Here is a 13,317-nt window from a genome sequence, read left to right on the forward strand (position 1 = left end):
GGCTTTTCCCTCCGGCGCGAACTCGGTCACGCCAAGCCCTGCCCCGAGCGCATCCTGGTGGTCGTTGCGCTGCCCAATGCAGGGAAGCGCAAGCACGCCGAGCGAGTTGAGCGACGTGGCAGCTTCGCTCAGCCGGCCTCCCCGTGTGGGGGTCTGATTGAGGATGAAGGCAAACCGGCGATCGAGCCTGCGGGTCGCGATCAGCGTAGGTATTGCGGCTTCGATATCGGCCGGGCTCGGACGAGCCGGGATGAGACAAAGATCGGCACAGGCAATGGCGCGGGTCGCCAAGGCATTGTTCGTGGCGGCTGTGTCGATGATTGCGAGCCAGACCCCCTCGGCCTTGAGGCGGGATATCACCGGCTCGATTTCGGTGGGATCGGTAACGCAATCGACGCGGGGATAGGGCTTCTCACGGCGCCCTTTCCATCTCGAGATCGTACCCTGCGCGTCCGCCTCGATGAGAGCCACGCGCTCTCCGCGCTGCATGGCTGCCACTGCTAGTCCAACGGACAGCGTACTCTTGCCGCTTCCGCCTTTTTGCGTGACCAGGGCAAGGACATACATGTTCCGCGTTCTCCAGAGGACGGCAACAACGTGGAACCCGGACATCGCCGGAAATAATTTTCTTGCAACGCAACAAATCTACCCTAAGTCGCGATTCGTCTCAAGCGATCGCGAGCCTCTCCCGGTAATTTACGTAGCAAGATCAGGAATATTGCATCACGCCGTCGTCGATCCTGCCGAAGCGCAAGGAGACGATGTCGAGGGCGTAGTTCTGGTACAGCCGCCACGGCTGCTTCGACCCTTGCTTGGGCATCTTCGCGACCGAGCGCTGCACGTAGCCCGAGGTGAAATCGAGCGAGGGCTGCGCGGTGATTTCAGGATCCTCATTGTGCGGCATGCACTGGCGGAAATTGTGCCGGTCCATGTAGTTGATGAGCCGACAGACATATTCGCAGGTGAGATCGCATTTCAGCGTCCAGGACGCGTTGGTGTAGCCGAAGGCGGACGCCATGTTCGGCACGTCGGCATACATCATGCCCTTGTAGGTCAGCGTATTGGCGAAATCGACGGCGCGGCCGTCGACGCTGACCTCGAGGCCGCCGACGACCTGGAGCACCAACCCCGTTGCGGTGACGATGATATCGGCCGCAAGCTCTCGGCCGTCCTTCAGGCGGATGCCATCGCGGGTAAAATTGTCGATCTCGCTCGTGACGACGGAAGCGCGCTGCTCGCGGATCGCCTTGAACAGGTCGCCATCCGGCACAAGGCACAGCCGCTGGTCCCAGGGATTGTAGCGCGGCGTGAAATGGGTGGCGACGTCGTAGTCGGGCCCGAGCGCCATCTGCACACCCCTGAGGATGAGGTCCTTCACCTTCGCAGGCCTGCGCCGGCTGAGCTGGAAGAAGAACATTCCCCACATCACGTTGCGCCAGCGGATCAGATGATAGGCAAGCCGCGCCGGCAGGTTGCGGCGCAATTTGTTGGCGAGGGGATCCTGCGCCGGGCGCGACACAACATAGGTCGGCGAGCGCTGGAGCATGGTGACCTGCGCCGCCTTCTTGGCGAGTTCCGGCACCAGCGTCACCGCGGTTGCGCCCGAGCCGATCACGACGATGCGCTTGCCCGCATAGTCGATGTCCTCGGTCCATTTCTGCGGATGCACGATGCGGCCCGCGAAATCCGCCGTGCCCTTGAACTCCGGCGTATAGCCCGCTTCGTATTTGTAATAGCCCGAGCACATGAACAGGAAATTGCAGGTGAAGCGCACCAGCTCGGTCGCGCCCTCGCCCGTCATGCGCTCCGCCTCGACGGTCCAGCGCGCGTCCGGCGTCGACCACGCCGCACGCTTGACGCGATGGCGAAAGCGGACGTGCTTCTCGATGCCGTTCTCGCTAGCTGTCTCGCGCACATAGTTCAGGATCTGCGGCCCGTCGGCGATTGCCTTCGGATCGGTCCACGGCTTGAACGAATAGCCGAGCGTGAACATGTCGCTGTCGGAACGGATGCCAGGATAGCGGAACAAATCCCAGGTGCCGCCGATGCAGTCGCGGCCCTCCAGGATGACGTAGCTCTTGCCCGGGCACCTGCTTTGAAGATGATAGCCCGCGCCGATGCCGGACAGGCCGGCACCGACGATCAGGACGTCGAAATGTTCTTTGGCTTCGATCATGGCGTTCTCCCGCCGCACAGGATGGGCGGCGCCGCGCCGAATTGCAACCGTCAGGGGATGGTCGCGCCGTAGACACAGGCGGTGTCGAAATACTCGTGGAATTCGACTGCCTTGCCGTCCTTGAAGCGCCAGAAATCCACCTTCGGCGTCTTCGCGACCTTTTTGGTCTTCTTGTTGGTCCACGCGCATTCGCCGAGTGCGACGACGGTATCGCCCTGCGCGACGTACTCGTTCATCGTGTAGTACTGCATGCTCCAGTCGGCCAGCAGGCCGTCGAAATAGCCGCGCAGCTCGGTACGGTCGTCATAGCGCTTGGCAAAAGGCACCGGCTCGGCTCCCCGCGGAATCGAATCGAACTTGATCTGCGGGCCGATGACCTTGTCGAACCAATAGTCGACGCTGGCTCCCCTGCTGTCGTTCCACTGGCGATAGGCTTCCTTCAACAGCTGAACGTTGGCTTCGCTGGACATCGCATTCCCTCCAWATGCTTTCTGAAAATGAACTGGGAAAAGCGGCCGCCCGCTTCGAAAGTGGCAGGCTTGTTTTGGCTCTACCTCCGAGCGTACCACAGAGAATGGCGACAAAAAAAGCCCCGGATCGCTCCGGGGCTTTCGTGTCGCAGCTTGATAAATTCTCAGTAGCGGTAGTGGTCGCTCTTGTACGGACCTTCCTGCTTCACGCCGATATAGTCGGCTTGGTCCTTGCGCAGCTCGGTGAGCTTGACGCCGATCTTGGCGAGGTGGAGGCGCGCGACCTTCTCGTCGAGCGTCTTCGGCAGCACGTAGACTTCCTTCTTGTACTTGCCGTCCTTGTTGTTGGCGAACAGCTCGATCTGCGCCAGCGTCTGGTTGGTGAAGGACGCCGACATCACGAAGGACGGATGGCCCATCGCGTTGCCGAGGTTCACGAGGCGGCCCTCCGACAGCATGATGATGCGGTGTTTGTCGGGGAATTCGATCTCGTCGACCTGCGGCTTGATGTTGGTCCACTTCAGGTTACGCAGACCCGCGATCTGGATCTCGTTGTCGAAGTGGCCGATGTTGCAGACGATGGCGCGATCCTTCATCGCGCGCATGTGCTCGATGGTGATGATGTCCTTGTTGCCGGTCGCGGTGACGAAGATGTCGGCGCGCGGCGCGGCGTCTTCCATCGTCACGACCTCGTAGCCTTCCATCGCGGCCTGGAGCGCGCAGATCGGATCGACTTCGGAGACCATGACGCGGCAGCCGGCCTGGCGCAGCGAGGCGGCCGAGCCCTTGCCGACGTCGCCGAAGCCCGCGACCATCGCGACCTTGCCCGACATCATCACGTCGGTGCCGCGGCGGATGCCGTCGACCAGCGATTCACGGCAGCCATAGAGGTTGTCGAACTTCGACTTGGTGACGCTGTCGTTGACGTTGATCGCCGGCCACAGCAGCGTGCCGGCCTTCTGCATGTCATAGAGACGATGCACGCCCGTGGTGGTCTCTTCGGAAACGCCCTTGATGCTCTTGGCGATCTCGGCGAAGTAGCCCTTCGGCTTTTCCTTGAGCTGCTTCTTCAGAAGCGCGAAGAAGACTTCCTCTTCCTCGGAGCCGGGCTTGTCGAGGAAGGCGGTGTCGCCGTTCTCGGCACGCAGACCGAGATGGACGTACATGGTGGCGTCGCCGCCGTCATCGAGGATCATGTTCGGGTGACCGCCGCCGTGCCAGTCGAACAGTTTTGCGGTGTAGTCCCAGTATTCGGCCAGCGTCTCGCCCTTGACCGCGAAGACGGGAATGCCGGCTGCCGCGATCGCGGCGGCAGCGTGATCCTGCGTCGAATAGATGTTGCAGGAGACCCAGCGAATGTCGGCGCCGAGGGCTGCCAGCGTCTCGATCAGCACGCCGGTCTGGATCGTCATGTGCAGCGAGCCGGCGATGCGCGCGCCCTTCAGCGGCTGCTTCGGGCCATACTCCTCGCGGGTGGCCATCAGGCCGGGCATTTCGGTCTCGGCCAGCGAGAGTTCCTTGCGGCCGAAATCGGCGAGCGAAATGTCCTTGACGATGTAATCGGTGAAGCCGGGCTTCGCGTTCATAGGGGGTTCCTGTTTGTTTGGCTCGTCATTCCGGGGCGCTCGCGAAACGAGCGAACCCGGAATCCGGAGGATCGAGATTCCGGGTTCGCCGCTGTTGCGGCGCCCCGGAATGACGCTAGTGAACTAGAGCGCGCGCTTGAGCGGCTCGACGAGATCGGTCTTCTCCCAGGAGAAGCCGCCCTCGTTGTCGGGCGTGCGGCCGAAATGGCCATAGGCCGAGGTGCGCGCGTAGATCGGGCGGTTGAGGTCGAGATGGCTGCGGATGCCGCGGGGCGTCAGATCCATCGCCTGCGCCGCCGCCTTCTCGAGCTGATCCTCTGGCACCTTACCGGTGCCGTGGGTGTCGATGTAGATCGACAGCGGCCGCGCCACGCCGATGGCGTAGGCGAGCTGCAGCGTGCAGCGGTCGGCGAGACCGGCGGCAACGATGTTCTTGGCGACATAGCGCGCGGCGTAGGCCGCGGAACGGTCGACCTTGGTCGGATCCTTGCCGGAGAACGCACCACCGCCATGCGGGGCCGCGCCACCGTAGGTGTCGACGATGATCTTGCGGCCAGTCAGGCCGGAGTCGCCGTCGGGGCCGCCGATGTAGAACTTGCCGGTCGGGTTGATGTGCCAGATGGTCTTCGGCGTGATCCAGTCCTTCGGCAGCGCCTCGCGCACATAGGGCTCGACGATGTCGCGCACCTGGTTCGAGGTGAGGTCCGGCACCAGATGCTGGTGGGAGACCACGATCTCGCGCACGCCGACCGGCTTGCCGTTCTCGTACTGCACGGTGACCTGGCTCTTGGAATCCGGGCCCAGCACCTTCTCGCGGCCGGAGTGGCGCGCCTCGGAGATGAGGCGCAGGATCTTGTGGGCGTAGAAGATCGGCGCCGGCATCAAGTCGGGAGTCTCGTTGGTGGCGTAACCGAACATGATGCCCTGGTCGCCCGCGCCTTCTTCCTTGACCTCGCCCGGCTGAAGCGCATCGACGCCCTGGGCGATGTCGGCCGACTGCGGATGCAGGAGGATCTCGATATCAGCGGTCTTCCAGTGGAAGCCTTCCTGCTCGTAGCCGATGTCCTTGATCGCGGCGCGCACGACGCCCTCGATCTGCTCGTTGGTGACGGACTTCGGGCCGCGGGTCTCGCCGGCGATCACGACCTTGTTGGTGGTCGCGAGCGTTTCGCAGGCGGCGCGGATTTGCCACGGGTCGATGCCGGCTTTCGGCCCCTCGCGGTAGAACAGATCGACGATCTCATCGGAGATCCGGTCGCAGACCTTGTCCGGATGGCCTTCGGACACGGACTCGCTGGTGAAGAGATAGGACGCGCGCATCAAGAAACCCCTTGTTCCGCCACTGGATAGCGGTTCGTTTGCGATGTTTACCTTTGGATTATGTCAATCACGCCGGCGCGAGATGACGTAGGATTCGTCAAGAAACCAGAGCCCGTTGTACTTTCTCAGCACGTCCCTGGCGGCATCCAGAGTGCGGCCGTTTTGAGTCATTTCTGTCAACCGGTCGTCCTCGATTTGAGCGACATACACCGCCGCATTCCACGCTGCAAAGGCTGTCGAGGTTCCGATGGTACCCGTCACCTCGTTGGGCAGCGCTTCCATATCATACCTGAAGATCGAGCGGTTGTCCGCATAAGCATTAAAATTTAGGTCGCGGCCCAACGATCCGAGCTCATACTTGACTGCGCGCAATAGCTCATGACGGCTGACCGCGAAAGGATTTTCTCCGGGCCAGATTGCCTGGATCATTTCCATGCCGGGATCGTGACCATGAGAGTGAATACCGATCAGGCGCCCGCCCGGCCGCAATGCCCGCGCCAGAGGCGCAATGATCCGCTTTGCCCGGAAATTGACCGAAGACAGCGCGCGGTATGGCTGGGATGCAATAACGAGGTCGAAATTGGCCTCGGTCTGGCCCGGCCGCGGAATGGTCGAATCCAGCAGGAACCGATGGTCCTCGCGATAGAGCACCAGGACGACGGGCCGCTCGTAGAGCGGCATGGCCGTGCGTGGGCTGATCGCGGCGCGCCAGTTCTGCTCCAGGAACGGCCGCAGCTCAGCGATCTGCTGCTCGAATTCTCCCGACGAGGCGCCCCGCAGCGGAACCTCGTGCCAGACGGTGGCGGCCGCCGCCGCGGGCGATGCCGGCGTGAGCCAGGGCGCCTCCGAGTAGAACATGTTGGTGAAGACGAACACCGACGCAGGATGCTCGAAAATGCGATCCGGCACCTTCTCCAGCGTCAGGCGCAAATCCTCGAGACTGAGCTCCTTGCCGGCGACATAGAACGGCATATGCGGATAGCGCTGGTGTGTTGCGCGCAGCACCCGCGCGAGCACCGTGCCGTCGCCGACACCGGCGTCGAACACGCGCAGCGCCGGCGGGCGCGGATGGATCGCGGCCAGTTCCAGCGCAACCCGGTCCGCGATCACCCGCTTTTCGCTACAGGTGTGGACGAACAGCAGATACTTCTGCCGGTTCTCGAAGAAACGGAAATTGCCGCGCGGATCGCGCTTTTCCGGGGGCACCTGAAGCCCCCGTGGCGGCGGCACGCCGCCGGCCATCGACGCCGCCATGTAGGCCTGGATCCGCTCCAACGTGTCGATGGTGATGCGCTTTCCCTCGCGCAGGCGATGCACCAGCTTCCCATCGTTCACGGCGCGCCGGCCAAACGTCGATTCCGCCATGTCCGCCTTGCGGCAGAACTCGGTGATCTGGCTCAGGATTTCGTCGTTTTTCATAAGTGGGAAGATGGTGGGCAGCGTTGTTGGGTCCTGCCTATTAGCAAAGTCTGCCCACCGAGGGAATACCCTCGCCTACTTTACCCCACATCCAATAACGGGAGCGTGAACCCCGACGCACCGCCGGGCAACAAACAAGCGCCTCTCCTCTCACGGGACGACCGCCATGCGCCGCCTGCTCGTCGCGCTCTGCCTGCTCACCGCCGTGCTGTGGTCGACGTCCGCCCTGGCGCAGCCGCGCAACCAGCTCGGGCCGCTCTGCACCACCGAGACCACGCCACCGGACCAGATGGTCGACGCCTGCACCAAGATCATCGCGCTGAAGGTCTTCAAGGGCGAGCAGCTTGCGCCCGTCTATTTCTGGCGCGCCGTGGGCTGGAACAAGAAGGGCGACTACGCCAAGGTCATCACTGACACCACGGAGGCGATCCGGCTCCGGCCGAGTCAGGCGGTCTTTAACCTCAGGGGATCGGCCTATTACGACAAGGGCGACTACGACATCGCGATCGCCGATTTCGACGACGCGCTGAAGCTCGGCCCGCCCAGCGGCATCATCTTCCACAACCGCGGCAACGCCTGGCGGGGCAAGCACGACTATGCCAAGGCGATCGCCGACTACGACATGTCGATCAGTTCAGATCCGAGATCGGCGTTCTCGTTCCAGAACCGCGGCATCTCGAAAGAAGCACTCGGCGATCTCGACGGCGCGCTCGCCGACATCAACCAGGCGATCCGGCTCGACCCGACGCTGCCGCAGCCGCTGATCAACCGCACCTCGATCTGGCGCGCCAAGGGCGACCTCGATCGCGCCATCGCCGATGGCAGCGAGGCGATCCGGCTCGCCAGGGAAAAGCCGCCGGCCAACATCATGACGCCGCCGAACAGTGTGCTGATCTCGGGCTACACCCATCGCGCGCTGGCCTATGAAGGGAAAGGCGACTACGCCCACGCGCGCGACGACTACAAGGCGACGCTGGCGATCGTGGCCTCGGACGCCGGYAGCAAGGCCAATCAGGCGACCGCAAGAGTGCGGCTGTCGCTGGTGAGCGATGCAGCCGTGCCGATCCCGCGCGATGCGCCCTCGCCCACAACGCAGCCGACAGCAGCCCCTGCCCCGCAGCAGACCGGCGCGGCACCTGCGCCCTCGCCTGCTCCGGTCGTGCGCGGCACGCGCATGGCGCTGATCATCGGCAACGGCGCCTATGCGCATGTGAAGGCGCTGCCCAATCCACCAAACGATGCCCGCGCGGTCGCCAAGAGCCTGCGCAACATCGGCTTCACGGTGTCGGAGGGCGTCGACCTCGACCGCGCCGCGATGCAGAAGATGACGCGCGACTTCCTGCGCGATGCGGCGCGGGCGCAAGTTGCCGTGGTCTACTATGCCGGCCACGGCGTGCAGGTGGACGGCCGCAACTATCTCATTCCCGTCGACGTCGAGCTCAAGCCGGGCACGGGCATGACGGAGGCGATGATCGACATGGATACGATCATGGCCGGCCTCGACGACCAGGTCCGCACCAACATCTTGATCTTCGATGCCTGCCGCAACAATCCGATGGCACAGCAGGTAGCTTCCGCAGGCAGCAGTCGCGGCATCGAGGGCGCCTCGGGCCTCGCGGCTCCAACGAGCCTCGGCACCGGCGCGACGCTGGGCGCCGGCACGCTGATCGCCTTCGCCACCGCGCCGGGCCAGGTCGCGCTCGACGGCGAAGGCGCCAACTCCCCGTTTTCCGCCGCCCTCTCCCGCCATATCGGCACGCCCGGGCTGGAGGTGCAGCAGATGCTGACGCGGGTGCGGGCAGAAGTGGTCTCGACCACGAAGACCAAGCAGGTGCCGTGGTCGAACTCGTCGCTGCTGGGTGAGGTTTATCTGGCGGAGAAATGACGATGCGCTTGCGCGTCGTCATCCCGGGATGGTGCGCAAGCACCAGACCCGGGATCTCGAGATCCCGGGTTCGCGCTACGCGCGCCCCGGGATGACGCTACGCGTCAGTTGCCCCACACTTCCTTCGCGATCTCGACCGCGAGGCTCAGCTTCGCCCACTGCTCCTCTTCGGAGAGGATGTTGCCTTCCTCGGTCGAAGCAAAGCCGCATTGCGGAGACAGCGCGAGCTGCTCCAGCGGCGCGAATTTGGCGGCTTCTTCCAGACGGCGCTTGATGTCATCCTTCTTCTCGAGCTCACCGAACTTCGAGGTGATGACGCCGACCACGACGACCTTGTTGCCCTTGGGCAGGAAGCGCAGCGGCTCGAAGCCGCCGGCGCGGTCGCTGTCGTATTCGAGGAAGTAGCCGTCGTAATTGGTGCCGGCGAGCATGGTCTCGGCCACCGGCTCGTAGCCGCCTGAGGAGATCCAGGTCGAGCGGAAATTGCCGCGGCAGACATGCGTCGTCACCACCATGTCGGCGGGCTTCTCGGCCAGCGCGTAGTTGATGATGCGCGCGTAGATCTGCTGGAGGCCGTCCGGATTGTCGCCGCGCTCGCGCGCCTTCTGCAGTTCGTCCGGCGAGCAGAGATAGGCCCACACGGTGTCGTCGAACTGGAGATAGCGGCAGCCGGCATCGTAAAACGCCTTCACGGCCTTGCGATAGGTCTTGCCGAGGTCCTCGTAGAAGGCCTCGAGATCGGGATAGACGTTCTTGGAGATTGCCTTGCGGCCGCCGCGGAAATGCAGCACCGCCGGCGAGGGAATCGTCATCTTGGCGGTGACGTGGGCCTGGTCGGCGCACTTCTTCAGGAAGCGGAAATGATCCAGCATCGGATGGTCGTCGGGGAAATCGAGCTTGCCAATCACGCGGACCGCATCATGCCGCGTCTCGACACCCGCGAACTGGATGCCGGTGTCCGGGTGGAACATTTCGCAGCCGGTGAGCTTGGCCAGGAAGTCGAAATGCCACCAGGAGCGGCGGAATTCGCCGTCCGTCGCGAGCTTCAGCCCGACCGAGGCCTGCTTGTGCACGACCTTCTCGATCTCCATGTCCTCGATCTTGCGCAGATCGTCAGCCGAGATCTCGCCCTTCTCGAGCCGGCTGCGGGCTTCCTTGATCTTGGCGGGGCGGAGGAGGCTGCCGACCTCGTCGGCGCGGAAGGGGGCTTTGGTTCGCTGCATTTCTTGTCTCTCCCGTAATTTCAGTCGGCGCTCGTTGTACTCTCTCTCCACACCTGCGGGGAGAGGCGAAGATTAGTGGGCCACCGCCCCTGCGACTCCGAGGTGGCGCTCCAGGACCGCGGGGTCGGCCTTCAGCGCAGCGCTCGGGGCGTCGTGGACGATCGTTCCGCGTTCCAATATCACAACGCGGTCGGCGAGCCCCAGAATCTTTTGTGCATTCTGCTCGACGATGATGGAGCAGATGCCGCCGGCGCGGGTGATGGTGCCGATCGCCTTCAGGAGCTCTTCGACGATGATGGGGGCGAGGCCCTCGGTCGGCTCGTCCAGCAGCAGGACCTTCGGGTTGAGGGTCAGCGCGCGGCCGATCGCCAGCATCTGCTGCTCGCCGCCGGAGAGCTGGTTGCCAAAATTGCTCCGCCGCTCCTTCAGCCGCGGAAACATCTCGTAGACCCTCTCGACCGTCCAGGGACCGGGCTGGGCCACCGCGGTCATGTTCTCCTCGACCGTGAGCGAGCGAAAGATGTTGCGCTCCTGCGGCACCCAGCCGATGCCGGCGCGCGCCCGCTGGTCGGGACGGAGCGTGGTGACATCCGTGCCGGCGAGCGCGACGGTGCCGGAGAAGCGGCGGGTTACGCCGACGATGGAATTGATCAGCGTGGTCTTGCCGGTGCCGTTGCGTCCGAGCAGCGCCAGCACCTGCCCTTCGGCGAGGCGCAGGGACATGTTGGGCAGCACCACCGCCTCGCCATAGCCGGCGCGAAGTGCGTCGATTGCGAGCAGGTCAGACATTGACCGCCTCCTCGCCGAGATAGACCGCCTTGACCTGCGGATCGCGCGCGACCTGTTCGGGCGGACCTTCAGTGAGCAGCGCACCGGAGACCAGAACCGAAATCCGGTCGGCGAAGGAGAACACAAGATCCATGTCGTGCTCGATCAGCAGCACCGTGACGTCGCGCGGCAGGCTACCTACGACGGCGAGAATGTCGTGGCGCTCGCTCTCGGGCACGCCGGCGGCGGGCTCGTCGAGCAGCAGCACGCGCGGCTTGGCCGCGATCGCGACCGCGATCTCGAGCAGGCGCTGCTTGCCGTAGGGCAACGTCACGGTCTGTTCGTTCATGACGTCGAGCAGATGGAAGCGTGCGAGCAGATCGGCGATCTCGCCGTTGACGTCGCTGCGCGTGCCCATCCGCCGCCACCAGTCGCCGCCATGGCCGAGGCGCTCGGAGACGGCAAGGCCGATGGTTTCGAGCGGGGTCAGGTCGGGATAGAGCTGGTTGATCTGGAACGTACGCGACAGGCCGCGCAGCACGCGCTTGTGCACGGGCAGGTCCGTGATGTCCTGGCCTTCCAGCAGGATGCGCCCGGAATTCGGCTTCAGCACGCCGGTGAGCTGGTTGATGACAGTGGTCTTGCCGGCGCCGTTCGGGCCGATCAGCGCGTGGCGGGCGCCCTGCTCGATTCTGAGCGAGAGATCGCGGGTGACGCGCAGGCCGCCGAACTGCTTTTCGAGGTTCTGGGTTTCGAGCGCGATGGTCATGCGTCGCTCTCCGGCACGGCGACGACCGCCTTGCGACCGGCAATCTGCTTGATGATGAGGTTCGGCAAGTACAGTACCCAGCGATGCAGGCGCTGGCGGCCGACCAGCACGATCACGACCAGCACGAGGCCGATCCAGAACTGCCAGTATTGCGGGGTGATGGTGGAGAACAATTCCTGGAGCAGGCGGAACACCACCGCGCCGATCAGCCCGCCATAGAGATAGCCGGTGCCGCCGATCACGAGCACCAGCATCAGGTCGGCAGAGCGCTCGAAGGCGAACACGTCGAGCGAGGCGATCGCGGTGGTCTGGGTGAACAGCGCGCCGGCGATGCCGGCATAGAACGCCGCCAGCGTATAGATCGCGATCAGGCGGCGGTTGACGGGGATGCCGATCGCGGCCGCCCGCAGCGGATTGTTCTTGATCGCACGCAGCGACAGGCCGAACGGCGAATGCACGACGCGGCGGGCGAACAGGAACAACACGAACAGCACGGCCAGCGAATAGAAGAAGCCGGCCTTGCCGAACATGTCGAACGGGATCTCGCCGAAGATCGGCTGCATCTCGATGCCCTGCAGGCCGTCGGTGCCGCCGGTGATGTTCGAGAAGCGCTCGGCGAGCGCTTCCAGCAGCAGCGCGATGCCGAGCGTCACCATCAACCGGGTCAGGTCGACGCCGCGTATCACGAGGAAGCTGGTGGCAAAGCCTAGCACCATCGCGGCAAGGCCCGCCACGATCAGCGCGAGCACCGGCTCGTTGATAATCCCATGCAACGCAAGAAGCCCCGCGGCATAGGCCCCGACGCCGAAGAAGGCGGCGTGGCCGAGCGAGACAATGCCGGCATAGCCGAGGATGAGATCGAGCGACATCGCAAACAGCGCCAGCCGCAGGATGTCGGTCATGATCAGATAGCGCGTGGGAAATGCAAAGCCGCAGGCCAGCACGATCAGCCAGAAGGCGACTTCGCCATAGTGCCAGCGCGCCTGGCGCTGGGCATGATAACCGACGTCGGAAGAAGCGCTCATCGGCGAACTCAACGCGCGGCCGTGCGGCCGAACAGGCCGTTCGGGCGCCAGATCAGGATCACGATCATCATGGTGTAGATCACGAAGGGGCCCATCTTCGGCACGTAATACTTGCCGGCGACGTCGCCGATGCCGAGCAGGAGCGAGGCCAGGAACGGGCCGGTGATCGAGGACGAGCCGCCGACGGTGACCACGATTAGGAAGTAGATCATGAACTTCAGCGGGAAATACGGGTCGAGGCCGAGGATCTCGGCGCTGAGCGCGCCACCGAGGCCGGCGAGCCCGCAACCAAAAGCAAAGGTGAAAGCGAACACCTGCGGCACGTTGATGCCGAGGCCGCTGGCGGCGCGCGGATCGTCAACGGCGGCGCGCAGCCGGCTGCCGAAACGCGTCTTGGCCAGCACCATCTGGAGCGCGATGGTGAGCAGGCCGCAGATCACGATGATCATCAGCCGGTAGCGGCCGATGCCGACGCCGAACAGGTCGAACTGGCCCTGGAGCGCCGCCGGCAGGTTGATGAAGACCCGCGACGAGCCCTGGATGTAGTCGACGGCGGCGACCGACATGAAGGTCAGGCCGATCGTGAACAGCACCTGGTCGAGATGGCTGCGCGTATAGAGATGGCGGTAGAGCGTACGCTCGAGCGCAATGCCGATCGCTGCCGACGAGACGAAAG

At 64.2% G+C, this 13,317-nt stretch carries 12 protein-coding genes; 1 reads left to right on the forward strand and 11 read right to left on the reverse strand.

The annotated features are described in order from the left end of the window. The 6 genes from AC1D00_RS07370 to AC1D00_RS07395 form a co-directional block, all read right to left on the reverse strand. Window positions 1–612, reverse strand: a 612-nt coding sequence (locus AC1D00_RS07370; RefSeq protein ID WP_477010206.1) for a nucleotide-binding protein, incomplete at its 3' end; no start/stop codon positions are given. Window positions 613–709: 97 nt separating this feature from the next. Continuing rightward, window positions 710–2,176 carry a flavin-containing monooxygenase gene (locus tag AC1D00_RS07375; protein WP_477010207.1) on the reverse strand — a complete coding sequence of 489 codons (1,467 nt, stop codon included), beginning with the start codon at window positions 2,174–2,176 and terminating at the stop codon, window positions 710–712. A gap of 50 nt (window positions 2,177–2,226) precedes the next feature. Then, window positions 2,227–2,646: a nuclear transport factor 2 family protein gene (locus AC1D00_RS07380; protein WP_404558035.1), complete on the reverse strand. Its 420-nt coding sequence runs from the start codon at window positions 2,644–2,646 to the stop codon at window positions 2,227–2,229. A gap of 164 nt (window positions 2,647–2,810) precedes the next feature. Further along, window positions 2,811–4,232, reverse strand: coding sequence for an adenosylhomocysteinase (ahcY, locus tag AC1D00_RS07385; protein WP_027545108.1), 1,422 nt, complete (start codon window positions 4,230–4,232; stop codon window positions 2,811–2,813). Window positions 4,233–4,355: 123 nt separating this feature from the next. Then, entirely contained in the window at window positions 4,356–5,552 is a 1,197-nt protein-coding gene (metK, locus tag AC1D00_RS07390; protein WP_135174678.1) for a methionine adenosyltransferase, read from the reverse strand. Window positions 5,553–5,615: 63 nt separating this feature from the next. Further along, entirely contained in the window at window positions 5,616–6,971 is a 1,356-nt protein-coding gene (locus AC1D00_RS07395) for a hypothetical protein (protein WP_404559152.1), read from the reverse strand. Window positions 6,972–7,137: 166 nt separating this feature from the next. Here AC1D00_RS07395 and AC1D00_RS07400 point away from each other — a divergent pair, with 166 nt between their 5' ends. Next, the gene (locus AC1D00_RS07400) at window positions 7,138–8,856 is read left to right on the forward strand and encodes a caspase family protein (protein WP_477010208.1); all 1,719 of its coding nucleotides are present in this window, start codon (window positions 7,138–7,140) and stop codon (window positions 8,854–8,856) included. 104 nt (window positions 8,857–8,960) lie between these two features. On the opposite strand, the gene AC1D00_RS07405 is transcribed toward AC1D00_RS07400, so the two are convergent. From AC1D00_RS07405 to AC1D00_RS07425, 5 genes are all read right to left on the reverse strand, one after another. Beyond that, window positions 8,961–10,079, reverse strand: a complete 1,119-nt coding sequence (locus AC1D00_RS07405; RefSeq protein WP_477010209.1) for a cobalamin-independent methionine synthase II family protein — start codon at window positions 10,077–10,079, stop codon at window positions 8,961–8,963. A 72-nt stretch (window positions 10,080–10,151) separates the two neighbouring features. Then, window positions 10,152–10,868, reverse strand: coding sequence for an ABC transporter ATP-binding protein (locus AC1D00_RS07410; RefSeq protein WP_135174680.1), 717 nt, complete (start codon window positions 10,866–10,868; stop codon window positions 10,152–10,154). Next, on the reverse strand, window positions 10,861–11,616 hold the full coding sequence (locus tag AC1D00_RS07415; RefSeq protein WP_027545101.1) for an ABC transporter ATP-binding protein: 756 nt from the start codon (window positions 11,614–11,616) through the stop codon (window positions 10,861–10,863). Before AC1D00_RS07415 ends, AC1D00_RS07410 begins: the two co-directional genes overlap by 8 nt. Continuing rightward, the gene (locus AC1D00_RS07420; protein ID WP_477010210.1) at window positions 11,613–12,641 is read right to left on the reverse strand and encodes a branched-chain amino acid ABC transporter permease; all 1,029 of its coding nucleotides are present in this window, start codon (window positions 12,639–12,641) and stop codon (window positions 11,613–11,615) included. The genes AC1D00_RS07415 and AC1D00_RS07420 overlap by 4 nt, the downstream gene beginning before the upstream one ends. Before the next feature lie 8 nt (window positions 12,642–12,649). Beyond that, on the reverse strand, window positions 12,650–13,317 hold a 668-nt coding region (locus AC1D00_RS07425), incomplete at its 5' end, for a branched-chain amino acid ABC transporter permease (RefSeq protein ID WP_477010211.1).

The organism is Bradyrhizobium sp. P2_E8, assembly GCF_056403875.1.

Coding starts and splice junctions, on each gene's coding strand:
- AC1D00_RS07395 (WP_404559152.1), bottom strand. CDS start 6,971: ATGAAAAACGACGAAATCCTGAGCCAGATCACCGAGTTCTGCCGCAAG.
- AC1D00_RS07415 (WP_027545101.1), bottom strand. CDS start 11,616: ATGACCATCGCGCTCGAAACCCAGAACCTCGAAAAGCAGTTCGGCGGC.
- AC1D00_RS07380 (WP_404558035.1), bottom strand. CDS start 2,646: ATGTCCAGCGAAGCCAACGTTCAGCTGTTGAAGGAAGCCTATCGCCAG.
- AC1D00_RS07420 (WP_477010210.1), bottom strand. CDS start 12,641: ATGAGCGCTTCTTCCGACGTCGGTTATCATGCCCAGCGCCAGGCGCGC.
- ahcY (WP_027545108.1), bottom strand. CDS start 4,232: ATGAACGCGAAGCCCGGCTTCACCGATTACATCGTCAAGGACATTTCG.
- AC1D00_RS07375 (WP_477010207.1), bottom strand. CDS start 2,176: ATGATCGAAGCCAAAGAACATTTCGACGTCCTGATCGTCGGTGCCGGC.
- AC1D00_RS07405 (WP_477010209.1), bottom strand. CDS start 10,079: ATGCAGCGAACCAAAGCCCCCTTCCGCGCCGACGAGGTCGGCAGCCTC.
- metK (WP_135174678.1), bottom strand. CDS start 5,552: ATGCGCGCGTCCTATCTCTTCACCAGCGAGTCCGTGTCCGAAGGCCAT.
- AC1D00_RS07410 (WP_135174680.1), bottom strand. CDS start 10,868: ATGTCTGACCTGCTCGCAATCGACGCACTTCGCGCCGGCTATGGCGAG.